23 protein-coding genes and 1 tRNA gene are annotated in these 23,327 nt (G+C 58.2%); 8 read left to right on the top strand and 16 right to left on the bottom strand.

Going from position 1 to position 23,327, the window contains the following annotated elements; genetic code table 11:
- Positions 1-97 precede the first annotated feature (97 nt).
- Together dusA and GWQ27_RS14280 are read left to right on the top strand one after the other, a co-directional pair.
- Positions 98-1,084, top strand: a complete 987-nt coding sequence (dusA, locus tag GWQ27_RS14275; RefSeq protein WP_275907614.1) for a tRNA dihydrouridine(20/20a) synthase DusA — start codon at positions 98-100, stop codon at positions 1,082-1,084.
- Between the two features lie 2 nt (positions 1,085-1,086).
- Entirely contained in the window at positions 1,087-1,236 is a 150-nt protein-coding gene (locus tag GWQ27_RS14280; RefSeq protein ID WP_021140465.1) for a hypothetical protein, read from the top strand.
- Positions 1,237-1,321: 85 nt separating this feature from the next.
- On the opposite strand, the gene GWQ27_RS14285 is transcribed toward GWQ27_RS14280, so the two are convergent.
- Positions 1,322-1,747 carry a hypothetical protein gene (locus GWQ27_RS14285; protein WP_005320448.1) on the bottom strand — a complete coding sequence of 142 codons (426 nt, stop codon included), beginning with the start codon at positions 1,745-1,747 and terminating at the stop codon, positions 1,322-1,324.
- A 101-nt stretch (positions 1,748-1,848) separates the two neighbouring features.
- Positions 1,849-2,121 carry a nucleoid-associated protein HU-alpha gene (gene hupA, locus GWQ27_RS14290; RefSeq protein ID WP_005305063.1) on the bottom strand — a complete coding sequence of 91 codons (273 nt, stop codon included), beginning with the start codon at positions 2,119-2,121 and terminating at the stop codon, positions 1,849-1,851.
- Positions 2,122-2,462: 341 nt separating this feature from the next.
- Between hupA and GWQ27_RS14295 the strand changes: the two genes are divergently transcribed.
- Both GWQ27_RS14295 and GWQ27_RS14300 read left to right on the top strand, forming a co-directional pair.
- Positions 2,463-2,945 (top strand): Rsd/AlgQ family anti-sigma factor, encoded by a 483-nt coding sequence (locus GWQ27_RS14295; protein ID WP_005320446.1) that lies wholly within the window; start codon positions 2,463-2,465, stop codon positions 2,943-2,945.
- A 102-nt stretch (positions 2,946-3,047) separates the two neighbouring features.
- Entirely contained in the window at positions 3,048-3,428 is a 381-nt protein-coding gene (locus GWQ27_RS14300; RefSeq protein WP_005320440.1) for a PilZ domain-containing protein, read from the top strand.
- A 92-nt stretch (positions 3,429-3,520) separates the two neighbouring features.
- Here GWQ27_RS14300 and radA read toward each other — a convergent pair whose 3' ends face one another.
- The gene (gene radA / locus GWQ27_RS14305) at positions 3,521-4,885 is read right to left on the bottom strand and encodes a DNA repair protein RadA (protein ID WP_059112469.1); all 1,365 of its coding nucleotides are present in this window, start codon (positions 4,883-4,885) and stop codon (positions 3,521-3,523) included.
- Between the two features lie 100 nt (positions 4,886-4,985).
- Here radA and GWQ27_RS14310 point away from each other — a divergent pair, with 100 nt between their 5' ends.
- Positions 4,986-7,364: a PilZ domain-containing protein gene (locus tag GWQ27_RS14310; protein ID WP_275907615.1), complete on the top strand. Its 2,379-nt coding sequence runs from the start codon at positions 4,986-4,988 to the stop codon at positions 7,362-7,364.
- Between the two features lie 46 nt (positions 7,365-7,410).
- Here GWQ27_RS14310 and GWQ27_RS14315 read toward each other — a convergent pair whose 3' ends face one another.
- Positions 7,411-8,316: an alpha/beta fold hydrolase gene (locus GWQ27_RS14315; protein ID WP_275907616.1), complete on the bottom strand. Its 906-nt coding sequence runs from the start codon at positions 8,314-8,316 to the stop codon at positions 7,411-7,413.
- A 54-nt stretch (positions 8,317-8,370) separates the two neighbouring features.
- Positions 8,371-9,381 carry a phosphoserine phosphatase SerB gene (gene serB / locus GWQ27_RS14320; protein WP_275907617.1) on the bottom strand — a complete coding sequence of 337 codons (1,011 nt, stop codon included), beginning with the start codon at positions 9,379-9,381 and terminating at the stop codon, positions 8,371-8,373.
- A gap of 119 nt (positions 9,382-9,500) precedes the next feature.
- On the opposite strand from serB, the gene GWQ27_RS14325 reads away from it, so the two are divergent.
- Positions 9,501-10,118, top strand: coding sequence for an AhpA/YtjB family protein (locus tag GWQ27_RS14325; RefSeq protein ID WP_021140887.1), 618 nt, complete (start codon positions 9,501-9,503; stop codon positions 10,116-10,118).
- 76 nt (positions 10,119-10,194) lie between these two features.
- Here the strand turns inward: GWQ27_RS14325 and deoD are convergent, their stop codons facing one another.
- The 7 genes from deoD to GWQ27_RS14360 form a co-directional block, all read right to left on the bottom strand.
- Complete coding sequence (gene deoD / locus GWQ27_RS14330) at positions 10,195-10,911, bottom strand: purine-nucleoside phosphorylase (RefSeq protein WP_005320418.1); 717 nt, start codon at positions 10,909-10,911, stop codon at positions 10,195-10,197.
- A 77-nt stretch (positions 10,912-10,988) separates the two neighbouring features.
- A complete protein-coding gene (locus GWQ27_RS14335) occupies positions 10,989-12,197 on the bottom strand; it encodes a phosphopentomutase (protein WP_169047355.1) in 1,209 nt (402 codons plus the stop codon).
- A 14-nt stretch (positions 12,198-12,211) separates the two neighbouring features.
- A complete protein-coding gene (gene deoA, locus GWQ27_RS14340) occupies positions 12,212-13,543 on the bottom strand; it encodes a thymidine phosphorylase (protein WP_275907618.1) in 1,332 nt (443 codons plus the stop codon).
- A gap of 106 nt (positions 13,544-13,649) precedes the next feature.
- A complete protein-coding gene (deoC, locus tag GWQ27_RS14345) occupies positions 13,650-14,423 on the bottom strand; it encodes a deoxyribose-phosphate aldolase (RefSeq protein ID WP_275907619.1) in 774 nt (257 codons plus the stop codon).
- A gap of 403 nt (positions 14,424-14,826) precedes the next feature.
- Entirely contained in the window at positions 14,827-14,997 is a 171-nt protein-coding gene (locus GWQ27_RS14350) for a DUF1427 family protein (protein ID WP_005320410.1), read from the bottom strand.
- Positions 14,998-15,120: 123 nt separating this feature from the next.
- Complete coding sequence (locus tag GWQ27_RS14355; RefSeq protein ID WP_021140884.1) at positions 15,121-16,395, bottom strand: NupC/NupG family nucleoside CNT transporter; 1,275 nt, start codon at positions 16,393-16,395, stop codon at positions 15,121-15,123.
- A 213-nt stretch (positions 16,396-16,608) separates the two neighbouring features.
- Positions 16,609-17,397: a TatD family hydrolase gene (locus GWQ27_RS14360; protein ID WP_275907620.1), complete on the bottom strand. Its 789-nt coding sequence runs from the start codon at positions 17,395-17,397 to the stop codon at positions 16,609-16,611.
- A 40-nt stretch (positions 17,398-17,437) separates the two neighbouring features.
- Here GWQ27_RS14360 and tppF point away from each other — a divergent pair, with 40 nt between their 5' ends.
- Positions 17,438-18,052 (top strand): type IVa pilus pseudopilin TppF, encoded by a 615-nt coding sequence (tppF, locus tag GWQ27_RS14365; protein ID WP_275907650.1) that lies wholly within the window; start codon positions 17,438-17,440, stop codon positions 18,050-18,052.
- Positions 18,053-18,285: 233 nt separating this feature from the next.
- On the opposite strand, the gene GWQ27_RS14370 is transcribed toward tppF, so the two are convergent.
- The 4 genes from GWQ27_RS14370 to GWQ27_RS14385 all read right to left on the bottom strand — a co-directional run bounded on the left by GWQ27_RS14370 (position 18,286) and on the right by GWQ27_RS14385 (position 22,590).
- A complete protein-coding gene (locus tag GWQ27_RS14370; RefSeq protein ID WP_265433989.1) occupies positions 18,286-18,840 on the bottom strand; it encodes a GNAT family N-acetyltransferase in 555 nt (184 codons plus the stop codon).
- A 74-nt stretch (positions 18,841-18,914) separates the two neighbouring features.
- Positions 18,915-20,267, bottom strand: a complete 1,353-nt coding sequence (gene rlmD / locus GWQ27_RS14375; protein WP_275907621.1) for a 23S rRNA (uracil(1939)-C(5))-methyltransferase RlmD — start codon at positions 20,265-20,267, stop codon at positions 18,915-18,917.
- A 191-nt stretch (positions 20,268-20,458) separates the two neighbouring features.
- Positions 20,459-21,901: an ammonium transporter gene (amt, locus tag GWQ27_RS14380; protein ID WP_275907622.1), complete on the bottom strand. Its 1,443-nt coding sequence runs from the start codon at positions 21,899-21,901 to the stop codon at positions 20,459-20,461.
- A gap of 603 nt (positions 21,902-22,504) precedes the next feature.
- Positions 22,505-22,590 (bottom strand) — tRNA-Leu (locus GWQ27_RS14385).
- Between the two features lie 143 nt (positions 22,591-22,733).
- Here GWQ27_RS14385 and GWQ27_RS14390 point away from each other — a divergent pair.
- Positions 22,734-23,255 (top strand): RDD family protein, encoded by a 522-nt coding sequence (locus GWQ27_RS14390; RefSeq protein ID WP_021140994.1) that lies wholly within the window; start codon positions 22,734-22,736, stop codon positions 23,253-23,255.
- Positions 23,256-23,327: the final 72 nt, after the last annotated feature.

Consider the following 23,327-nt stretch of genomic DNA (forward strand, 5'->3'; position numbering starts at 1 on the left):
GGGCCTCGCATGGCGCGGCGACAAAATTCATTTTCTGGGGCTGCCTCACGTTGTGATAAAATCCCGCCCCTTTGTTTAGCCAACCCGGATGATTTTTATGCAGGCGCAGCGTTTTTCCATCGCCCCCATGCTGGACTGGACCGATCGGCATTGCCGTTATTTCCACCGTCTGATGACCCGCCAGACCTTGCTTTATACCGAAATGGTGACCACCGGTGCCATCATCCATGGCAAAGGAGATTATCTGGGTTACAGCGAGCAGGAGCACCCCGTCTCTCTGCAACTGGGTGGCAGCAATCCGGCGGATCTGGCCCACTGCGCCAAGCTGGCCCGGGAGCGCGGCTATGACGAGATCAACCTCAACGTCGGCTGCCCGTCAGATCGGGTTCAAAATGGCCGCTTCGGTGCCTGCCTGATGGGTGAACCGGCGCTGGTGGCCGACTGCGTCAAGGCGATGCGCGATGCGGTCGATATCCCGGTGACGGTCAAGACCCGGATCGGTATCGACGATCAGGACTCCTACGAATTTTTGCAGGCCTTTATCGAGCAGGTGCGCGATGCCGGTTGCGATACCTTTATCGTCCATGCCCGCAAGGCATGGCTCAGTGGTCTGAGCCCACGTGAAAACCGCGAGATACCGCCACTCGACTATCCCCGCGTCTATCGGGTCAAACAGGATTATCCCGAACTGACCATAGCCCTCAACGGCGGTGTCACCAGCCTCGAGCAAACGCTGGAACATCTGCAGCAGGTGGATGGGGTCATGATGGGGCGTGAGGCCTACCAGAACCCCTACATACTGGCGCAGGTAGACAGCCAGCTGTTCGGTCTGACGAGCGAGATCCCGAGCCGCCATGAAGTGGTGCGAATGATGCTTCCCTACATGGAGCAGGAGCTGGCCAAAGGCAACTATCTCTCCCACATGACCCGCCACATGCTGGGCCTGTTCCAGAACATGCAGGGAGCCCGTGCCTGGCGTCGTCACCTTAGCGAGAACGCCTGCAAACCGGGCGCCGGCATTCAAGTCGTGCTGGATGCCATGGCCAAGGTGCCGGAATTCGCCAGCACCGAATCGGTAGAGTGATCATGTACCGCTTCACGGGTTCATGGCTGCACAAGGCAGTTGTCCGGCTCTGCGCCGGACTGTTGGCCATCCTCGGCATCAAGCTCAGCGCCTTCTACTTTCTCGGTCTGCTGATCGTGCTGGGCCTGCACAAGGATCATTTGCTGAGCTGATCCTTGTCACCTCCCTGCCAACCAATGAAAAAGCGGGTAACACCAGGTGTTACCCGCTTTTCTCTATGGGGCCATCGCTCCTGAGCTACTCCCCCTTGTCCACAAACTGCAGTTCGGGCGCAAATGATGTCAGTACGTCGGCACAGTAGTCCCAGGTCGAGATGCGATAGTGCTGCAGATCCTCATCCAGATGCAGCCCCTCCGACTCCTGATGGAACCAGCTGGCGAAACGGGACGGGGTGATGAGCTGGATCTGCTCCTCGATGGCATGGCTCTCCTTGCCTTCCGACAGATCACAGTCCTCCATGACCCGAACGGCGAAGATATGACGAAAATAGACTCGACACAGGATCTGTGGCGGCAGATCGATACTGCGCGCCCGACCCAGCATGACGGTCAGGGAATCACTCCAGATATCCTGATGAAGCTCGGCCACAACCAGGCCTGGGGGGAGTTGGCGGGACGGAGCCCAAGGTACGGCAACCTGCCGAATGGCATTTTTCTGTTCCATCATCCACCTCACTACGGCGCACGCCATATCTTGAGTGTATCTGAAACAAATTCCGCTGACGATGGCAATAAAAAACCCGGCTGGCGCCGGGTTTTACACGATTACTTGACGGCGTCTTTCAGCGCCTTGCCTGCCACAAAGGACGGCACATTCGCGGCTGCAATCTGGATTTCTTTACCAGTCTGCGGGTTACGACCAGTACGGCCAGCGCGATGGTTCACCTTGAAGGTACCAAAACCCACCAACTGCACGGCATCGCCTTCTTTCAGGCTCTGGGTAATACCATTGATGATCTCTTCCAGAGCCACTTTGGCCTGAGCTTTGCTCAGATCTGCTTTGGCTGCAATTGCATCGACAAGTTGAGCTTTGTTCATAACATTTCCTTTATGATCGGGCATTTAGCACCGGGCCACTCTATTCAAAAAAAAACACTCAGGCAAAGGCTTTATCAGCCAGATTGGCTTGAATGCTGGGGTTTTCATCAAGATCTGCGGAAATAGTCACATATCTCGCCACTTCGTTATCGTGAGCGACAGGAAGGGGAGAACAAATGATGACGTCTTGTAGCCAAAACACCACCTGACGTAACAATATCCCCATACACCTATTGACGGTCAACCGGATTTTCCCTAGTTATAGGGAGTGTCGTCAGTCAATAAGAAAGGCCGGAGGCCTGTAGCGATAGCACTCCATGCCTATGCCCCACGGAGGGATTATGTTAACTGAACTGGAAAAAACAAAGCGCGCATTGGCAGGAAAACACCGTGCTATCGATGACTGGCTGGATGCCAGGCAGGCACTGCTGGTCGAATACATGCGGCTCGCCGGGCTGACCCCCGCCCGCAACAAACAACGCTCACTGCCCAGTCCATCCGAGCTGCAACGCTTTTGCGATCAGCTGGTCGACTACGTCAGCGCCGGTCACTTCGAGATCTACAACCATGTGGTCGCCGCCTTTGAACAGGCCAGCGGTGACAAGCTGGAACTGGCCAAGCGCATCTATCCCCATATTCGGGAATGCACTGAATTCGCACTGGAATTCAACGACAAGTACAGCAATGCAGACGAAGCTCAAATGTTGCTGCTTGATGAGGATTTGAATCAGTTGGGACCTGTACTGGAGGATCGCTTCAAACAGGAAGATCGGCTGGTCAAGGCACTGCAAGTGGTAGAGTCACTCAGCGCCCAACGGGTTTGATATCCAATTTCGGAGCCAGTTCAAGATCCTGATGCGCAAGGTGCATTACACTCTATGTCATGACCTTATAGCGCTAATCCCTATTGCTGACAGGAGATGATAATGTCCGAGCGTCGCCGTTTCTCACGGATCCTCTACTTGACCATGGCCGACCTCGTCCAGGGAGATAAAACATGGCGGACCCAACTGGTCGATGTCTCTCTGCAAGGGGCGCTTCTGATCCGCCCCGATGACTGGGAAAGTCGTGATAACAAAGAGTATGAACTCGGCTTTGTCCTGAGCGGCAGTGACATCGAGATCAAGATGCAGGTGGAGCTGACCCATGAAGCCAGCAAGAAACTGGGGTTCTACTGCCACCATATCGATATCGACAGTGCGACCCACCTCAAGCGGATGATAGAGCTCAACGTCGGCGACGAAGACTTGCTCCACCGTGAACTGGAGCAACTGCTGGACGAGCACCTGGAACATCCTCATCCCTGAGCCCCAGTCCAGAATCAATAAAAAGGAGCGCCGGTTTGCGCTCCTTTTTATTGCTGAATCTTCACACTGTGCCAACAACGCTGGATGTGGGGTTACAACGCCTCAAGCGCATCTGCCAGCTTCTTCACCGGTACCACTTCCATCCCCTCGATGGGGTGCTTGGGTGCATTGGCATAGGGCACTATGGCACGGCGGAAGCCGTGTTTGGCCGCTTCCTGCAACCGCTCCTGACCGGACGGCACGGGCCGGATCTCGCCGGACAGACCCACTTCGCCAAAGACCACCAGATCCTTGGGCAAGGCCTGGTCTCGAAAACTGGAGACCATGGCCAGCAACAGAGCCAGATCGGCACTGGTCTCTTCAACCTTGACGCCCCCCACCACGTTGATGAAGACATCCTGATCCGCCATCTGCAGCCCGCCGTGGCGGTGCAGCACGGCCAGCAGCATGGCGAGCCGGTTGTGATCCATCCCCACAGCTACCCGACGCGGATTGGAGAGCTGGGAGTAATCCACCAGCGCCTGCAGCTCGACCAGAAGTGGCCGGGTGCCCTCCCAGATCACCATGACGATGGAGCCAGGCGCCTGCTCTTCACCCCGGCTGAGGAAGATGGCGGAGGGATTGCTCACCTCGCGCATGCCCTGTCCCGTCATGGCGAACACGCCGAGTTCGTTGACGGCACCGAAGCGGTTCTTGTGGGAGCGCAGGGTGCGAAAACGCGAGTCATTGGCACCATCCAGCAGCACTGAGCAGTCGACACAGTGCTCCAGCACCTTGGGGCCCGCCAGGGTGCCGTCCTTGGTGACGTGGCCCACCATGAAGATGGCGACGTGATTCTGCTTGGCATAACGGGTCAACAGGGCCGCGGCCTCCCGCACCTGGGAGACGGAGCCGGGAGATGACTGCACATCCGCCACATGCATCACCTGGATGGAGTCGATGACCATGATCTGCGGCTGCTCCTGCTGAGCTATGATGCAGATCTGTTCGACGCTGGTCTCCGACAGCATCCGCAGCTTGTCGGTGGGCAACCCCAGCCGGCCGGCGCGCATCGCCACCTGCTGCAACGACTCTTCACCCGTGACATAAAGGGTCTTCATCCGCTCGGCCAGACCGCACATGGTCTGCAGCAACAGAGTGGACTTGCCCGCCCCCGGATTACCGCCGATAAGAATGGCAGAACCCGGCACCACACCACCGCCAAGCACCCGATCCAGCTCCTTGAAACCGGAGGAGAAGCGGGGGATCTCTGTGGTGGCGATCTCCGCCAGCGTCTGTACCTGACTGCCGATAGCGCCAGCATAGCCGGTATAGCGGGCGCTCTTGCCCGGCGTCACCGACCCCAGACGAACCTCGGTAATGGTGTTCCACTCCTTGCATTCACCACACTGGCCTTGCCAGCGTGTGAAGTCGGCACCACATTCGGTACAAACATAGGCAGTTTTATTTTTGGCCATGGATAACTCGGGGACAGGATGAATTCCTGCTTGATATACTTGTTTGCGACCGACAGATCAAACCCAGAATCGGAAAAATGACTTTCCGTGGCAGGAACACATGGATTCAGAACAACAACAACACCTGATCGAACAGCTCATTCCTCTGCTCAGAGAAAAAGATTTCGATGACATTTTCAACCGCCTGACTCAAGGTGAAAACAGCAACAGCCGTTTTCTGATCAAGATGGAGATCAAGCGCAGATGTACTCTCTGCCGGCGGGTCATCGACATGCGTGACGAGCTGGGAGACGCCTGCCTGGTGCATGAGTTTGAAGGGGTCACCCACTTCATGCCTGCCGAAGCCATAGGCCTGTTCCAGTCACAATGCTATCTCTATCGCGATCTGTACACTCTTGGCGTGTACGAGACGCTGCAATATTGGCAGAAACACCACCAGCACAAGAGCGACAACCAGTTGCAACCGCCCACCAGCCCATTTCGGCAGTTCGACGTCAATGCCATTCCCTTCGCCAGCTACTATGGTCGACGTCAGGAGCGAATGCACTTCAGCTCTCCCGTGGTGATCAAGTTTGCCGATGGAGAAAAGCTGTTTGCCAAGAGCTCGGATCTCTCCATCGGCGGCATTCGCGTCTCGGTCTCCTATCTGCCCAATTACCAGACCGGTGCCCAGGTCGAAGTCTTCTTTACCGGCCTGGAACGGGACCATCCCAACCCAGTGCTGCACCAACCGGTCAGCTACCAGATTTTGGGAGAGGAGAGCAAGGAAGGAAAATATTGGCTGAGGCTGGTCAAGACAGGTGAACACCCGGGCTTTGATGCCTTCCTCACGGAATTTATCGAGAGCAACAAGAGCCGCTATCGGGTCAGTGTCGACTACCTGCTGTCGGCCGCCATCATCAAGGGCTACGAGCAGTTCTACCTGCCTCGCATGACCGGCATGCCGCTGTTCTTCGGCTCGGGAGACAGCCCCAGCCTCGAGATTGCCCTTCGCACCGAGAATAACCAGCACATCCTCGAATACTGGCGCGATGCCAAGAACCGCGACATGCTCGCCAGCCTCTTTTCGGCAGCCCGTATGCAATCCCTGCTGCCCGCAGCAGGTACCTTGCGTGAGACCCTGATCTACTGCTTCACCCACTCGGTTCGCAGCCACCTCTATTTTTTCTCCGCCACCCGGGAAGAGTTGCAGCAGAGCGGCCTGACCTCACTGTTTTTCCAGGTTGGTGCTCGTCGGCCCAGCTGGCGCGTCTATAAATTCAGCCTCGAACGCTGCGCGCTGCACGAGGCCGATCTCGCCAGCCAGCAGAACCAGGAGAACCTGCAGTTGCAGGACATGCTGCTGCAAGAACGGCTCAAGCAGATAAGCCATGTCGGCTTGCTGCAGGAGATTGGCCTTGAAAACCAGCGGGAAGAGTTTCAATACGATGCCACCTTGCAGCACAACGCCAACGAGTTGCAGCGCTTCGGCCACGATACCGGGGCGGCCCCCTTTGAAATCGAGACGCTGCATTATGTTCAACTGCGCAAAGAGGCACGCTACATCCACAAGACTGCCGTTGCCATCAAGCATAATGGCAAAGCCTGGCTGGGTTGGACTCGCGACATCTCGGCCCACGGCATGCAGATAGAGCTGGAAGAGGCGATCGATGGCGCGAAAGACGACATAGTCACCATCGCCTTGCCCCGTTTGCAGGAGCTCTCCAAGAGCATGGACTTGCAACGCCTCTCCTACCGGCTGGTCAGCATCAACCAGACACGGACTGTGCTGCATCTCTGCATCGAGGGGGACCCGGAGCGCCATACCGGCCGCCAGTTCTTCAGCCTGCTGATTGAAAGCAACCAGAACAAACTCAAGGCCGCGCAGGAACAGCGCCGTTATCGCGGCATGGCCAGGGCGCTGCGCAACATCTACACCCACCATGTCTTCAGTACCCCTGTGTACATCAACAAGCTGAAGGGCGCTCCGAGACCGGCCTCCATCGGCCATGCCCCTCATACACGCAGCCTTTCACGTCTGCTGCGGGCCTATGCCGAGCGCAGCGATCAAGACAACCTCTATCCCCTGTTCCAGGGAGACCTGCTCAAACAGCTGGTCATGAACCCGCTGCGCGCCATCGAGCGGGAGGACAAGCCCCAGGAGGAAGAGGTCTACATCGCCAGCCTGCATACGCCAGCCGGCCTGCCCGTGTTTACCAGCCGACTGGCCAGCAGCTTTCAGAGCCTGGCGGAAAAACGCAGCTTCATCGAACAGGCCTTGCGCCAGGGGGACTTCTACTCTGTGCTGGTCGGCATCTCCCGCACCGGGCGACCCGACACCAACTTCATCGCCAACGAGCTGGACTACATCGCCAAGTTCGCCATTCACAAGGCCAAAAAGCTGGAAGAGGAGCTGTGGAGCGTGGTGGGCGTGGGTGAGTTGACCGATACCAGTCAGGCCACCCTGTTCCGGCTCGGCATCACTTCGCCGCAACACTGAACCCGCCTGAACGAAACAGGGCGCAACATGCGCCCTGTTTTTACTGTCATGCCGCCTGCGGGTTGAGCAGCCACGCGAGGATCTGCGGGAAGTGATCCTCCTGCGCCTGTGGCGCAGTCAGCATATTGATGTGATCGTAATCGAGCCGGTTGCCGTTATCCTTGCCAAGCCGGGTGTGGCGCGCGGCTGACCCCATCTCGGCAGTGAAACGACGCACATCGGTCGGGTGACCCAGCACCTTGTCAGCCTTGGCCGAGATCATCCAGAGCGGCGGCCAGTTGACCCGCCCAGCGGCTTCATCATAGGCAAAGCCGTCGTACGGGTCCTGCCAGGGACCACATTTTACCCAGGGGATCGTCTCCTGCAAGTAGCGCAGAGGCTCGTCATCCGCCCCCATCTTCAGACGGCGGGCTGCCAGAAAGCCGGTGCGACGGGCCAGCCAGGGCGCCAGTCGATTCCAGATGAGATCCACCTTCAACCAGCGCTCGGGGTTTTGTACCGATACCCCGCGCTTGGTGCCAAAAAACACCAGGCTGGCGATCTGCTCGATCAGCTCAGGAAAACGTACCAGGGTCGAGGCCATGATGACGCCACCCCAGGAGTGGGCCATCCAGTGCAGCTTGAAACCGCTGTGACGCGCCGCAATCCAGTTGTGCAAAGCGGGCAGATCCTCGGTGATCAACTCATGCTGACCATGCTCAGACTGCTCGGCGATGGCCGGTGTGCTCAAGCCCCGCCCCCGCAGATCGGCCACATAGACCTGATAACCGTGGCGTGCCAGAAAGCAGGCCAGCCCCTTGCCCGATTCGGTGTAGAAGATGCGGCCATTCTCGATGGCGCCATGCACCATCAGGATCGGCTCGCCATGTACCGCCACCCGCGGCTGTATGTGGCGCACATGCAGTTGATGTGCGCCACAGGGGATAAACAGGGATTGCTGTAACAGTTCCATCTCGATGTGACGTCCTCCGTGACGTGGGGTCAGTTGTTCGCGGCTAATCAGGTATCAGTTGCGATCCCAGCGGCGATCGCGACAGGCAAGAGCCCCCAGCAGGCAGATCACCCCTTCCAGGTCATGATGGTTCAGGGTGGCCGCAGCATGGGCCCGCACCAGCGGTTTGGCGTGAATGGCGATGCCGAGTCCGGCCACCTTCATCATTTTCAGATCATTGGCGCCATCGCCAATGGCCACTGTCTGGGCAGGACGAATACCGAACGCTGTCGCCAGCTGTTGCAGCACGTCTGCCTTGACGCTGGCATCGACGATGCGCCCGCTCACCTGGCCGGTCAGCTGTGCCCCCTCGACTGCCAACTCGTTGGCGAAGATGGCATCCAGCCCCAGCGCCTGCTGCAACTCACTGGCGAAACGGGTGAAACCGCCCGAGGCGATCGCCACCTTCCAACCGGCCTGCTTGAGGGTATCGACCATCAGCTGCAGCCCTGGCATCCAGGGCATCTGGGCCGCCACCTCGTCGAGAATGGTCACTGGTGCGCCCACCAACAGGGCGACCCGATTACGCAAGCTGTCGGAAAACTCCAGCTTGCCCTGCATGGCGGCGGCCGTCACGGCGGCAACCTGCTCTCCCACGCCAGCCAGACGGGCAATCTCGTCGATGCACTCGATCTGGATGGCGGTGGAGTCCATGTCCATTACCAGCAAGCCGGGCTCGTTCAGGGTCGGCAGCGCGGACAGATGGCAAATGTCGATGTCCCACTCCTCGGCCTTGAGCAACTGCACCAGCTCGGGGGAGAACCTGTCCGTGCCCAGCAACAGCAAGGGCACCCCGGCTGGAGTGCTCGGCGGATAGAGCTGCGCCTGAATATCCTGCGCTACCAGCAGCTCGGCCAGACGCGCCAGATGCCGGGCGGCAAGAGGCTTGCCAAAAAGCACCAGCCAGGCGCCGTCCAGCGGCTGGGCAACGGGCAGCAAGGCTTGTGGCGTCAACTGCCACCAGGGGGCGCTGTGCAGGCACTCTGGCCACTCGGACAAGGCAGCGGGTAATTGGGACAACAGCATAGGGATAGAACCTTCCTTGGTGATCATGGGGTTACAAAACTGGCCCAGAGTAGCGTATTGCTTTTTGTACAGGCAAGCGCCAAGATCCCGCCACCGCTTGTCATCAGGAGGCTCAACGCTTGCGTCATCTTCCCATCAAACGCGTTCTCAGCCTGGGCGCCGGTATACTGCTCGGCCTCTGGGTGCTCGGTGTGCTCATCCACATGCAGAGCGAGAGCCAGGCCTCGCTGCACAGCGAGGCGCGCAACCGGGCCCAGGCACTGGTCGCCTACGCTGCCCGCGACATGAAACGCTGGATCAAGGAGGACAAGAACAGCGAGCTGGAGCGGCTGGCCCAGGATCTGGCCGCCGAGCCCGAGATCCTCGATGCCACCCTCTACGATGCCCGTGGCATTCCCCTCGCCCAATCGGATCAGGCCGTGCCACTGGACAGCCTGCTCCCCATCGGCGGTGACAACAAGTCGCTGCCTGAGCAGGGCAAGGGACGCATCCAGTTTGTGCAGGAGATACTGGATGAGGAACAGACGCTGGGTTACCTGCGCATCACGCTGGAAGAGCATCAATTACTGGCGGAGAAGGACACCCGGCTCAAGGTGATCCAGGAAAAACAGCGGCTGATGCTGCTGGTGGCGCTGCTGGCCGGTCTGCTTATCTCCTATGGTGTACGCCGCAACTACATGCGGGTGCGCAAACACAAGAAGAAGAGTCCGCCCTCATCGGATACGCCGGCAAGCTGAACCGGCAACAGGACAGTCAGCTCATAAAAAAAAACGGCGACCCTAGGGTCGCCGTTTTGCATGATGTGAATGGGGATTACTTGTCGCCCAGCAGGACGGAGTCCAGCGCGATTTCGATCATGTCGTTGAAGGTCAGCTGACGCTCTTCGGAGGTGGTCTGCTCGCCGGTACGGATATGGTCGGAGACGGTGCAGATGGTCAGTGCCTTGGCACCGTACTCTGCGGCCACGCCGTAGATACCGGCAGCTTCCATCTCGACACCCAGGATGCCGTATTTTTCCATGACGTCGAACATGGAGGGATCCGGGGTATAGAACAGGTCGGCGGAGAAGATGTTACCCACACGCACCGGTACGCCCTTGTTCTTGGCGGCTTGCACTGCGTTGGCGACCAGGTCGAAGTCGGCGATGGCAGCGAAGTCGTGATCCTTGAAGCGCAGACGGTTGACCTTGGAATCGGTGCAGGCACCCATGCCGATCACTACATCGCGCAGTTTCACGTCTTCACGCACGGCACCACAGGAACCCACGCGGATCAGGGTCTTCACACCGTAGTCGGTGATCAGCTCTTTTGCGTAGATGGAGCAGGACGGAATGCCCATGCCGTGGCCCATGACGGAGATGCGACGACCCTTGTAGGTGCCGGTAAAGCCGAGCATGCTGCGCACGTCACACACTTGCTCGACGTTCTCCAGGAAGGTTTCGGCGATGTACTTGGCGCGCAGGGGGTCACCCGGCATCAGTACGGTATCAGCAAAGGCGCCATCTTTCGCATTGATATGAGGAGTTGCCATTCTCTTGATTCCTTCACACTAGGTTGAGTTTTATTGTCTTTATTGGTTGCCCGCCACCTGAGTGACGGGCGGGTAAATTACAGGAAGCTGGTACCGTATTCCAATTTCGGCAAACCGTGGTAGGCAGCTATGCTCTGACCGATGTCGGCAAAGGTCTCGCGACGACCGACGGAACCCGCCTTGACCGGCTTGCCGAAGAACAGCACGGGGATGTATTCACGGGTGTGATCCGTGCCACCCCAGGTCGGATCGCAGCCGTGGTCGGCGGTCAGCACCACCACATCGCCGTCCTGCAGTATCTCGAACAGCTCCGGCAGACGGGAGTCGAAGTACTCCAGCGCATCGGCGTAGCCCTTGACGTCACGACGGTGACCGTAGGAGGAGTCGAAGTCGACGAAGTTGGTGAAGACGATGGTGTTGTCACCGGCCGCTTTCACCTCTTCCAGAGTGCGATCCCACAGCTCGGTCAAACCCGTGCCCTTCACCTGCTTGGTGATGCCCTGGTTGGCGTAGATATCGGCGATCTTGCCGATGGAGACCACCTGGCCACCCGCTTCTTTCATGTAATCCAGCACTGTCGGCGCCGGCGGCAGCACAGAGTAGTCGTGACGGTTGCCGGTACGCTTGAAGTTGCCCTTGCCGCTGCCCACGAACGGACGCGCGATGACGCGGCCTATGTTGTAGGGCTCAAGCAGCTCGCGCACTATGTGGCACAGCTCATAGAGCTTCTCGAGGCCATAGGTCTCTTCGTGACAGGCGATCTGGAACACGGAGTCGGCAGAGGTGTAGAGGATCGGCTTGCCGGTGCGCATGTGCTCTTCGCCAAGGTCATCCAGCACCTGGGTACCGGAGGCATGGCAGTTGCCGAGATAGCCCGACAGCCCAGCCTTCTCTACGATGGCGTCCAGCAGCTCCTGCGGGAAGCTGTTGTGGTGATCCTTGAAGTAGCCCCACTCGAACAGCACGGGCACACCTGCAATCTCCCAGTGGCCGGACGGTGTGTCCTTGCCAGAAGAGAGCTCCTGAGCGAAACCGTAGGCACCGACAACCTCGATATCCTTCTTCAACCCTTCCGGGAAGTAGCCGGAAGCGAGTTCGCCCGCATGGCCCAGACCCAGTTTGTTCAGGTTCGGCAGATTGAGGGCGCCACGGCCTTCGATCTCACCGGCGGCACAGGCCTTGGCGATATGGCCAAGGGTATTGGCGCCCACATCTCCGAACTTGTCGGCATCGGCAGCAGCGCCAATACCGAAAGAGTCCATCATCAGAATAAAGGTACGTTTCATGGGTTTTCCCCTTGTTACAAATCAGCCAGACCGATGCGACGGTAAACCTCAGGCAACGCCTGGGGCTGGGTATCACCGATCTTGACAGCTGCCTGCACCATGCTGGCAGCCTGAGCAAATTGATCTTCAGTTTGAGCGTGGATCAGCGCGAGCGGCTTGTCAGCATCGACGCTTTGACCCAGTCGGATAAAGTCGGTCAGACCGACGGCGTAATCGAGCTTGTCACCCGCCGCGCGGCGACCGCCACCCATGGCAACCACGGCCAGACCCAGTTCGCGGGTATCCATGGTGGTCACGAAGCCGGCATTGGCAGCATACACAGGGCGCACAATAGCAGCCTTGGGCAAGTGACTGTCATAACGTTCCATGAAATCGGACGGACCACCAAGACCAGTGACCATGCGCCCGAAGATCTCGGCAGCTTTGCCGTTGTCCAGCACCGCCTGCAGTTTGCGGCGAGCATCGGCGTCATCGCTGGCCAGATGGGCAGAGATCAGCATCTCGGCACACAGGCTCATGGTGACTTCGTGAATGCGCGGGTTGCGATATTCACCGGTCAGATAACGCACCGCTTCACGCACTTCCACCCCGTTACCGGCGCTGGAGGCCAGCACCTGGTTCATGTCGGTCAGCAGGGCAGAGGTACGGCAACCGGCACCGTTGGCCACGGCCACTATGCTCTTGGCCAGCTCTTCGGACGCTTCAAAGGTCGGCATGAAGGCACCTGACCCCACCTTGACGTCCATCACCAGCGCTTCCAGCCCGGAGGCAAGCTTCTTGGAGAGGATGGAGCCGGTGATCATGGCGATGGATTCAACGGTCGCCGTGATGTCCCGTACCGCATAGATGCGCTTGTCGGCGGGCGCCAGATCGCCGGTCTGGCCTATGATGGCCACACCCGCCTCTTTCACCACTTTCAGGAAACGATCGTTGTCGACCGAGGTCTGGTAGCCGGGAATGGCATCCAGCTTGTCCAGAGTACCACCGGTATGACCCAGACCGCGGCCGGAGATCATGGGCACGAAACCACCGCAGGCGGCGACCATGGGGCCCAGCATCAGGGAGACCACATCACCCACGCCACCGGTGGAGTGCTTGTCGACAATGGGGCCCCCCAGATTGAGGTGCTCCCAGTTCAATACCATGCCGGAATCACGCATGGCGCAGGTCAGGGCGACCCGTTCATCCATGGTCATGTCTTTGAAGTAAACCGCCATCGCCAGCGCCGCAATCTGGCCCTCGCCTATGGTGTTGTTGGTAATGCCCTGAACGAAGAATTGAATCTCTTGGGTACTGAGCGCTTCACCGTTGCGCTTCTTGCGAATAATTTCTTGAGGCAAAAACATCTTTCATTCCCTCCGCCATTGCTGGCGTTACCTAAGCCGTTATCCCTGCCCGCACGCCGTCTGGCGGGGGCATAACAGGGCGAGCCAGGCTCGCCCTCTCATCAACTTAGTAACCGCTGGTGTTGGCAGGCTTGTCGCCATGCCCCAGCGTGGCCAGCAGGCTGGCCAACAGGCTGGATGCACCAAAGCGGAAGGTGCGGGCGGATACCCAGTCTTTGCCCAGGATCTCTTCGGCCATGGCGAGGTACTGACCCGCGACAGCGGCATCTTTTACGCCACCGGCCGGCTTGAAGCCGACTTTCGGGTTCTTGGCCTTGATCACTTCCATCATGATGCGGGCCGCTTCCGGGGTCGCATTGACCGGCACTTTACCGGTGGAGGTCTTGATGAAATCGGCACCGGCATCGATACAGATCTCGGAAGCACGACGGATCAGCGCTTCTTCCTTCAGCTCGCCGGTCTCGATGATCACTTTCAGCAGTGCCTTGTCGCCACAGGCTTCCTTACAAGCTTTGACCAGATCGAAGCCAACCTGTTCATTGCCAGCCATGAAGGCGCGGTACGGGAACACCACGTCCACTTCGTCAGCACCGTAGGCGACGGCGGCGCGGGTTTCGGCCGCGGCGATCTCGATGTCGTCGTTGCCGTGCGGGAAGTTGGTCACGGTCGCAATGCGCACGTCGGCGGCACCGATTTCACGCAGGGTTTTGCGGGCGATGGGGATGAAACGGGGGTAAATGCAGACAGCGGCGGTCAGGCCGGCCGGTGACTTGGCCTTGCGGCACAGATCGACAACCTTCTGATCGGTGTCATCATCGTTCAGGGTGGTCAGGTCCATCAGGTTCAGGGCGCGTTGGGCGGCCAGTTTCAGATCAGTCATTCTATTCTCCAAAGTCTCGATTTAATCCAGATCTCAAGGGCGAGCGTCTGCTTGTCGCAACGCAACCAGCAAGACACGACTCCCCAGGATACGGGAATGGAATTACAGCGCGAATGCACAGGCACCATGCAGGCACTACGACTGTAAATAAGGCAAGAGCCCTGTCACTTTCTTACAAAAGTGCGGACTTGGTTCCATGAAGACTTGAGAAAGGTCGACGACTTCTGACCCGACTTCCCAATCAATTCCATTTGACCGCCAACACCCGACTTGAGCGGGCATTAGTCAATGCCAGCACCCTGCTGGCAATGCCTATTTCAGCCGAGATACCCCGTGTTTGCAAGCCGGATTTGCCAATTTCAGAGGTACCTCACATCTGGCAAATCCGGTACTGGAAAGTGCATCAAGAGAAGAAACGTGTGAGTACCCAGGAGTAAGCAATGCCCCCAAGATAGACTCCGACGATCCCCATCACCCCGGACAGGACGGGTGGTGCAGGGATCGGCAATTTGAGGAAAGAAAACAACAAGCCAACAATAAAGCCGGCCGCCATCGCCAGTAGCACTTCATTCATATAACCTCCGATTTGACTCATTTTATTATTAGTTTAGAAAGGAAAACGGTTGTCACCGCCCCAAACGCGAACGCCACAGCATTTCGCTGTGGCGTTCGTCTTTACCTGTGTGTCAGGCAAATATTACATGGCAGTCAGTGCCAGGAAGAAGCCTGCGATAGTGGCAGACATCAGGTTGGACAGAGAGCCAGCCAGCACGGCTTTCAGACCAAACTTGGCAATGGTGCTGCGACGGTTCGGTGCCATTGATCCCAGACCACCCAGCAAGATGGCAACGGAGGAGAGGTTGGCAAAGCCGCACAGGGAGAAGGAGATGATGGCCTTGGTGTGTTCTGACATGGCCACACCGTTGATCAGTACTTCATCCTTCAGATACGGGGCAAAGTTCAGGTAAGCCACGAATTCGTTCACCACCAGTTTCTGGCCGATGAAGGAACCGGCAACCACGGCTTCGCTCCAGGGTACACCGATCAGGAAAGCCAGCGGGGAGAACAACCAGCCCAGCAGCAGTTCCAAAGAAAGCTCCGGCATGCCGAACCAACCACCCACACCAGAGAAGATACCGTTGATCATGGCGATGAGGCCGATGAAGGCCAGCAGCATGGCACCTACGTTCAGAGCCAGTTGCAGACCGGCGGATGCACCGGCAGCGGCGGCATCGATCACGTTGGCAGGCTTGTCTTCCAGATCGCCTTCAGCAGAGTTTTCGTCATAGCTGGGGGATTCGGTCTCCGGCACCAGCAGCTTGGCGAACAGGAGACCACCCGGCGCGGCCATGAAGGAGGCGGCAATCAGGTATTCCATCTTGACGCCCATGGAGGCGTAACCTGCCAGCACGGAACCGGCAACGGAGGCCAGACCACCACACATGACGGCGAACAGCTCGGAGTCAGTCATCTTGGAGATGAAAGGACGCACAACCAGCGGCGCTTCAGTCTGACCAACGAAGATGTTGGCAGTCGCAGAGAGGGATTCTGTACGGGAAGTGCCCAGTACTTTTTGCAGGCCACCACCCAGCAGCTTGATCACCCACTGCATGATGCCCAGATAATAAAGAACTGCGATCAGGGAAGAGAAGAAGATGATGACGGGCAGAACGCGGAAGGCAAAGATAAAGCCGCCGCCACCGAACACTTCAAACATCTTGTTGCTGACCAGGCCACCGAACAGGAAGTCGATACCATTCTGGCCATAACCGATGACGCTGGAAACGGCATCAGATACACCCACCAGAATATCGCGACCCACAGGGACATACAGTACAAATGCACCCAGACCAGCCTGGATTGCGAAGGCACCGGCCACGGTGCGAATTCTTATTGCCTTGCGGTTGCTGGAGAACAGCACCGCGATAAGGATGAGCGTTGCCATCCCCACCAGACCCATTATCAAATTCATTATTAACACTTCCTCTTTAGTAGCACCTTCCAGCTTGTTAACAACTTGTGTGTTTCTGCTGTCAATCAAGGGTGCGCATTATACTAATTACAGGAAGACAAAGTAGAATGCTGGTCACATTTTATAAGCATGAAATACGCTGGAGGTCGCCAAATTAGACCGCAAACGATTTTTACTCCCTGCAACTTTCAGCACAACGCAACCTGACGTTAATCAAATGTTGCCAAACCATCTTTCGATCTGGAAAGCACGCAAAGTGGATTCATGTAACACCGAAGCAACATGAGACAATGGCTGTTGCCGCAACTCGGCCAATAGTTGCGCAATTTTTGGCAAGTTGGCGGGGGTGTTTGGTCGCCCCTGCTGCCCTTGCAACGGCATGTCCGGCGCGTCCGTCTCCAGCAGCAAGGCTTCCAGCGGCAGATCGCGGATCGCCTCTCGTGTCTTGTTGGCCCGATCAAAGCTGATCACGCCTCCGACCCCCAATCGAAACCCCAATTGCCAGAATGCCTGTCCTTGTTGCAGCGAACCGCTAAAGGCATGAATGACGCCGCCTCTGGCCGGTTTGAAGCGGCGCAATATTTTCGCGACCGTATCATTGGCCCGCACCGAGTGGATAATCAGTGGCAGCTCATGATCCATGGCCAGCCTGATCTGCGCCTCGAACAGTTCAAGCTGCCCCTCCTGCGGCACATGGGAGCGCAGATCCAGCCCGCATTCCCCAACCGCCACCAGACCGCGAGGCCGGGCAGCCAGCAATCCTTGCAACCGGGTCAATACCCCTAGCGTCTGGGCGCCTACGTACCAGGGATGAATACCCAGTCCATAGGCAATGCCCGCATGCTGTTCGCTCAGCGCCATCACCCGGGCCCAGTTTTCCTCCCCCACGGCGGGAATGATATACTCGCCGACCCCCAGCTGCCGGCACTCGGCCAGCAGCGCCGCCCGGTCGGGATCGAAGACCGGGAAGTCGAGATGGCAATGGGTGTCGATCAGTTGCATGTCACTTTCACCTGTTTGTCGTATTTGATGGGTCTACTCAATAATGAAACGCTCGAAACTTGGCTTTACCCTGATTGAACTGGTGCTGGTCATCATAGTGCTGGGGATCCTGGCCGTCACCGCCCTGCCCCGCTTCATCAATATCAAGGATGATGCGCTCAAGAGCACTGTCTCCACCACCTCAGCCAGCTTTGCCGGTGCGGTGCAACTGGCCCACGCTGGCTGGGCGGTCAAGACGAAAGGGGAGCCGCTGGCACTCTATAACTTTAGCGGCATGGGTAAGCAGGATCTCGACATCAACCGGTTTGGCTGGCCGGTGGGCACCAAGGAAGACCAGGGAGGCCAGAGCCCAGATACCATTTTCCCGGGTGGCGACAGTGATCAGATCTCCGTCAGCAGTCCGGATGATTGCGAGTCCCTTTTCACTGCCATACTGGACACCGATCAAACCGTGGCTGACCAGGGCAAGAAGAACGCTGACACCCATTACATCTCGCAAGAGCTCAATGTGCCGGATCAGGCCGATAACGGACTCAGTCACAGCAACTGCCGCTATACCCTGCGCGCCTCCATCGGCCGCTTCCCGGCCTATCCGGATGGCCTCTCCTTCGACTACAACAGCGTTACCGGGGCCGTGACTCACAATTTTGATTGAGAGACTCTGCATCGCACGCTGGCTCAGCCTTCTTTGTCTCATCTTCATCATAACGAACCGGCATGCAGCAGCGCCGGTTCTCCGGGGTGAGTCCCCACTCCTCGCACCACGCATCGTAGCGGGCCAGCCAGCGTAACAAGATACCTTTCATCAGCGCGCTCCTCTCTTCATCGAGCCATTCGATACTCAGCCCCATTCCCCCTTGCCAACCCAGAACCATCGGGCCGGCATCATCATGGCGCCCCGGATGGCAACAGCAGCCCCATGCTGATCTCGTCGACATAACCCTCGTCCAGCCGATACGCCTGCCGCCGCAACCCCTCATCCCTGAAACCACACTTGCGGTAGAGTGAATGGGCCACCTCGTTATGGGCCATGACACCCAGCTCCAGCCTGCTGATACCCAGATCGCTGGCAGCCTCAATAAGCGTGCGCAGTAACCGCTCTCCCCAGCCCTGACCGCGCGCACTCGGCCGCAGCCCCATCACCACCAGTGCACAATGGCGATTGCGATGCATGTTCCCTCCCAACAGGACAGCAAAACCCTGCACCTCACCGCCCAGGCTCAGCAGCCACATCCGCTGATTGAGGCTGGCCTGCATAGCCGCCAGACGCTGGCGCTGTCCCTCGACATCAGAGGGGCGCTCCCCTGCCTCATACAGCATGAAGCGGGTCTCCCGATCCAGTTGCTGAAAGAAGTGGTCCAGCGCCGCCGCATCCTCCACGTTTGCCAGACGAATCGTCATGCTTACCCTCCCTGTTTGGCTGTTGCGCCGGATTACGGTCATAAAAAAACGACTCCATTTGGAGTCGTTTTTATCAGAGCCATCGGGCCAGTTCAATCAATGGCGATACCGGCAGATCACTTGCTGGCAGGCAGGCTCAAACGGGCAACCGCTTCCACATGCATGGAGTGAGGGAACATGTCCACCGGCTGCACCTCGTCCAGCACAAAGCCCTGCTTGACCAGCCAGGCGAGGTCGCGGGCCAGGGTCTGCGGGTTGCAGGAGACATAGACCAGACGACGCGGTGCCATGGCGACCAGCGTCTGCAGTACCGCCTTGTCACAACCCTTGCGGGGCGGATCCATCACCACCACATCGGCGGTCACGCCCTGGGCGTACAGCTCGGGCATCAGCTGCTCGGCCTTGCCCACATGGAATTCGGTGTGCTCTATGCCGTTGAGGGCCGCGTTGCGACGGGCATCGCTGATGGCGCTCTCGACCGATTCTATCCCCACCACCTTGGCGGCCTTGCCAGCCAGGAACAGGGAGATGGTGCCGATACCGCAATAGATGTCGAACACAGTCTCGTTGCCGGTCAGCTCGGCATACTCGAGGGCGCTGGAGTAGAGCACGTCAGTCTGGGTCGGGTTGTTCTGGAAGAAGGAGAGCGGCGAGATCTCGAACTCGAGTTCATGGATCTTGTCGCGGATCACTCCTTCACCCAGCAGCACCCGGTTGTTGGCCCCCAGAATGCGGTTGGTACGCTCATCGTTGATGTTCTGCACCAGGGTGGTGATGGGCAGATCGCTCAGGGCAACCAGCAGCTCGGCTTCGAACGGCAGCGCTTCACCCAGGGTCACCAACACCACCATCAGCTCGCCGCTCTTGAAGCCCTTGCGGGTCATCAGGTTGCGCACACAGCCGGTGTGGTTCACCTCGTCATAGGCCGCGATGTCATGCTCGCGCATCCAGTTGCGCACCCGGGCATTGAGCTCCACGTGCAACGAGTCCTGCACAGCGCAATCGTCGGCGGTGATGAGATCGTGAGAGTGCTTGCGATAAAAGCCAATCTCGGCACCGGCGTCGCAGCCACGCACCGCATATTGCGCCTTGTTGCGATAGGCGAACGGGCTCTCCATGCCAAGGATCGCCTTGACCGGGGTATCACCCAGCCCGGCCTGCTCCAGTGCGCTCTGCACCAGAGCCTGCTTGAGCTTGAGCTGGGCCGGATAGGCCAGCGGGCGTACCTGACAACCACCGCACTCTGTGTTGGGGCAAAAGTCGGCGACCCGATCGGCAGAGGGCTGGAGCAGCTCGGTGACCTTGCCGTGCAGATAGTTCGGCTTGACCTCGGTCAGCTTCACCAGCGCCTGCTCACCGGGCAGCAGACCCTCGACGAACAGGGGGCGGTCGAACACGCGTCCTTTGCCATCTCCCTTGTCAGTCAGTTCCAGGATCTCGATCTGGTGTTGATGTCCCACTAACGGCATGAGCGGCTCCAAAGGCATAGAAAATGATGGGGAAAATGGGGCAAGCCCATTAAGGGTGGCAGAGTTTAGCGGAGATCAGCCCAAATTGCAGGCATAAAAGGTTGGGTAAAGCGCACTCTACTTTTGCAGGCATAAAAACGCCGCCGGCATAACCGGCGGCGCACTCTTGTTGGCACATGGCCACGACTGGGTTACAGGCTATAGGCTTTCTCACCGTGGGTGGTGACATCCAGCCCTTCACGCTCCGCATCTTCTTTGACTCGCAGACCGACCATCAGATCCACCAGCTTGAAAGCCACCACAGAGATAACACCGGACCAGAGGATGGTGATCCCGACCCCGATGGCCTGGATCTTCACCTGAGCCAGGATGGAGTAACCCTCCGTAACCTGGTTGGTGACATAGTCCCACACACCGGTACCGCCCAGATCCGGGCTGGCGAAGACGCCGGTCAGCAGGGCACCGAGAATGCCGCACACACCATGCACACCAAACACGTCAAGACTGTCATCGGCGCCAAGCAAGCGCTTGAGACCGTGAACTCCCCACAACCCCGCCACGCCACCCATCAGGCCCATCACAAGGCCACCACCCACACCGACAAAACCGGCCGCCGGGGTGATCACCACCAGACCTGAGACGGCACCTGAGGCTGCGCCCAGCAAGGAGGGACGCCCCTTCATCACCCACTCGGCCAAGGTCCAGGAGAGCGCAGCGGCGGCCGGGGCCACCCAAGTGTTGATAAAGGCCAGCGCGGCGGTGCCATTGGCTTCCAGCGCGGATCCTGCGTTGAACCCGAACCAGCCGAACCAGAGCAGGGAGGCCCCTATCATGGTCATGGTGAGGCTGTGCGGTGTCATGGGATCACGACCGTAACCCAGACGCTTGCCCACCAGATACGCCCCCACCAGACCGGCTACGGCGGCGTTGATGTGCACCACAGTGCCACCGGCAAAATCCAGTGCGCCATGCTGGAACAGATAACCGGCCGTCGCCGTTGCTGCGGCTGCAGCATCAACCGTGGTATAGGCATCCGGGCCCGCCCAGTACCACACCATGTGGGCCAGCGGTATGTAGGCGAAGGTGAACCAGATCACCGAGAACAGCAAGACGGCGGCGAACTTGATGCGCTCAGCGAAGGCCCCCACGATGAGGCCGCAGGTAATGGCCGCGAAAGCCCCCTGGAACACCACATAGATAAGCTCGCTGATACCGACGCCTTTGCTGAAAGTGGCCGCGATGGAATCAGGGGTTACCCCCTTGAGCAGCACCTTGCTGAAAGAACCGTAAAGGCTGTTGCCCTCGGTAAAGGCCAGTGAATAACCGTAGATCACCCACAGCACGCAGATGAGCGAGAACAGGGTGAACACCTGCATCAGTACGCTCAACATGTTCTTGCTACGTACCAGACCGCCATAAAACAACGCCAATCCGGGGATCGACATCAGGATCACCAAGGCTGCAGAGAGCAGCATCCAGGTATTGTCACCCTTGTTGATGGTCACGGCAGCCACCACTGGGGCCGCTGCCTGCACAACATCGACCGATGCGGCCACCAGCTCTTCAGCCCAACTGGGGCTGGCCAGCAAGGCGGCAAGCGCCAACCAGCCTGTCATCACGAGTCTCTTGAGCATACTGCCTTCTCCTTCCCTGTCGTCCCGGCACCAGTCCGGGTCCATTTCCTGATATGAATATCGAATCCATGAGTCGCGCCGCACACTGAATTCACTTTGTTGCACCACTGTTACTCGGCAGTGCATCGACTTGTCCAGCATCATGGCAATCTCAAAGCATAAAACAGGCCAACTAACTAAATCATTTAAGATCAATATCTTGTGGTGATACAGGCTGAGCAATGCACCAGAGTTGATCACAAGGTACGTCAGCATGGGAGCAAGGGCGCACTTATGCTGTGCAGGGTAACCAGCTCGCACCGAAATAGAGCAGAGCATAAACCAGGGCAGATGACAGACCGGTGACGACAAAACCGCAGGTGACAACGGGGATATACCTGGCTAGCGCCAGTGATAAATGCGGACACAGAGAGAAAGCAGTGAAGAGAGGCAAGCATTGACACAATATCCAAGGCCATCAGCAAGGATGGTCTTTGATATTGGTAGGGATCTGACAGGGCACAGTCATGAACATGCCGCCACTTTGGCGCCATAACACAATGTTCAGACACTGAAAAAACTTAAGGCCACCCGCTTGGGTGGCCTTACGTCATTGAATTCTAATGGTGCCCGGGGTCGGACTCGAACCGACACGATTATTCATCGGCGGATTTTGAATCCGCTGCGTCTACCGATTTCGCCACCCGGGCAACTGCGAGGGATTATACGAATGGCGCGATGCCATGCAAGGTGTTTTTCTTGTGCACGCTCTCGTTTGCTCATTTATTCAACGCCTTGCCGATGCAAGGTCAGTTACATAGAATGCCCGCATCATATTAATGGAATAAAAACGATGGCCAAGCGTACACCCGTTTCACCAAAACCTGTCTCTACCGCTACCCCGCACTACCCGTCGGCTGGTCTGCTACGCCGCCTCGGCGCTCTGCTCTATGACTATCTGGTGGTCATCTCTTTGCTGATCATTGCAGGCTTTATCGGTATGGGGGTCGCGCATCTGCTGCTGGCAACCGGCGCTGCCACCCTTCCGGAAGGCAAAGACGCTTCCTGGTTGCTGACCAGCCCGATCTACAGCGCCTGGCTCGCCTTCATCATCTGCGGTTTCTACACCTGGTTCTGGACCCGTGCCGGTCAGACCATAGGCATGCGCGCCTGGCGACTACGCATTCAGAATGCGGATGGCAGCAATATTCGCATCACCCAGGCCCTGATCCGGCTGGCGACGGCGGCATTCGGCCTTGGCAACCTGATGTGTCTGTTCAACCGCAAGGCACCCCGCGCCTTTCAGGACATCTGGTCCGAGTGCGAAGTGGTGGTGTTGAGCAAGCAGGAGAACCTGGAGCAGCTGAACAAGTGATCTGGCGAGCAGGGTATGAATAACAAGAAGGGCACCCAGTGGGTGCCCTTCTTGTTTGGTCTATGCAGGCCG

The organism is Aeromonas sp. 5HA1, assembly GCF_029237245.1.
In the GTDB taxonomy this organism is placed as follows: domain Bacteria; phylum Pseudomonadota; class Gammaproteobacteria; order Enterobacterales; family Aeromonadaceae; genus Aeromonas; species Aeromonas salmonicida.

Bases quoted from the DNA above. Each gene is read 5' to 3' on its own strand.
- dusA (WP_275907614.1), top strand. From the start codon at position 98: ATGCAGGCGCAGCGTTTTTCCATCGCCCCCATGCTGGACTGGACCGAT.
- GWQ27_RS14280 (WP_021140465.1), top strand. From the start codon at position 1,087: ATGTACCGCTTCACGGGTTCATGGCTGCACAAGGCAGTTGTCCGGCTC.
- GWQ27_RS14285 (WP_005320448.1), bottom strand. From the start codon at position 1,747: ATGGAACAGAAAAATGCCATTCGGCAGGTTGCCGTACCTTGGGCTCCG.
- hupA (WP_005305063.1), bottom strand. From the start codon at position 2,121: ATGAACAAAGCTCAACTTGTCGATGCAATTGCAGCCAAAGCAGATCTG.
- GWQ27_RS14295 (WP_005320446.1), top strand. From the start codon at position 2,463: ATGTTAACTGAACTGGAAAAAACAAAGCGCGCATTGGCAGGAAAACAC.
- GWQ27_RS14300 (WP_005320440.1), top strand. From the start codon at position 3,048: ATGTCCGAGCGTCGCCGTTTCTCACGGATCCTCTACTTGACCATGGCC.
- radA (WP_059112469.1), bottom strand. From the start codon at position 4,885: ATGGCCAAAAATAAAACTGCCTATGTTTGTACCGAATGTGGTGCCGAC.
- GWQ27_RS14310 (WP_275907615.1), top strand. From the start codon at position 4,986: ATGGATTCAGAACAACAACAACACCTGATCGAACAGCTCATTCCTCTG.
- GWQ27_RS14315 (WP_275907616.1), bottom strand. From the start codon at position 8,316: ATGGAACTGTTACAGCAATCCCTGTTTATCCCCTGTGGCGCACATCAA.
- serB (WP_275907617.1), bottom strand. From the start codon at position 9,381: ATGCTGTTGTCCCAATTACCCGCTGCCTTGTCCGAGTGGCCAGAGTGC.
- deoD (WP_005320418.1), bottom strand. From the start codon at position 10,911: ATGGCAACTCCTCATATCAATGCGAAAGATGGCGCCTTTGCTGATACC.
- GWQ27_RS14335 (WP_169047355.1), bottom strand. From the start codon at position 12,197: ATGAAACGTACCTTTATTCTGATGATGGACTCTTTCGGTATTGGCGCT.
- deoA (WP_275907618.1), bottom strand. From the start codon at position 13,543: ATGTTTTTGCCTCAAGAAATTATTCGCAAGAAGCGCAACGGTGAAGCG.
- deoC (WP_275907619.1), bottom strand. From the start codon at position 14,423: ATGACTGATCTGAAACTGGCCGCCCAACGCGCCCTGAACCTGATGGAC.
- GWQ27_RS14350 (WP_005320410.1), bottom strand. From the start codon at position 14,997: ATGAATGAAGTGCTACTGGCGATGGCGGCCGGCTTTATTGTTGGCTTG.
- GWQ27_RS14355 (WP_021140884.1), bottom strand. From the start codon at position 16,395: ATGAATTTGATAATGGGTCTGGTGGGGATGGCAACGCTCATCCTTATC.
- GWQ27_RS14360 (WP_275907620.1), bottom strand. From the start codon at position 17,397: ATGCAACTGATCGACACCCATTGCCATCTCGACTTCCCGGTCTTCGAT.
- GWQ27_RS14370 (WP_265433989.1), bottom strand. From the start codon at position 18,840: ATGACCGTAATCCGGCGCAACAGCCAAACAGGGAGGGTAAGCATGACG.
- rlmD (WP_275907621.1), bottom strand. From the start codon at position 20,267: ATGCCGTTAGTGGGACATCAACACCAGATCGAGATCCTGGAACTGACT.
- amt (WP_275907622.1), bottom strand. From the start codon at position 21,901: ATGCTCAAGAGACTCGTGATGACAGGCTGGTTGGCGCTTGCCGCCTTG.
- GWQ27_RS14390 (WP_021140994.1), top strand. From the start codon at position 22,734: ATGGCCAAGCGTACACCCGTTTCACCAAAACCTGTCTCTACCGCTACC.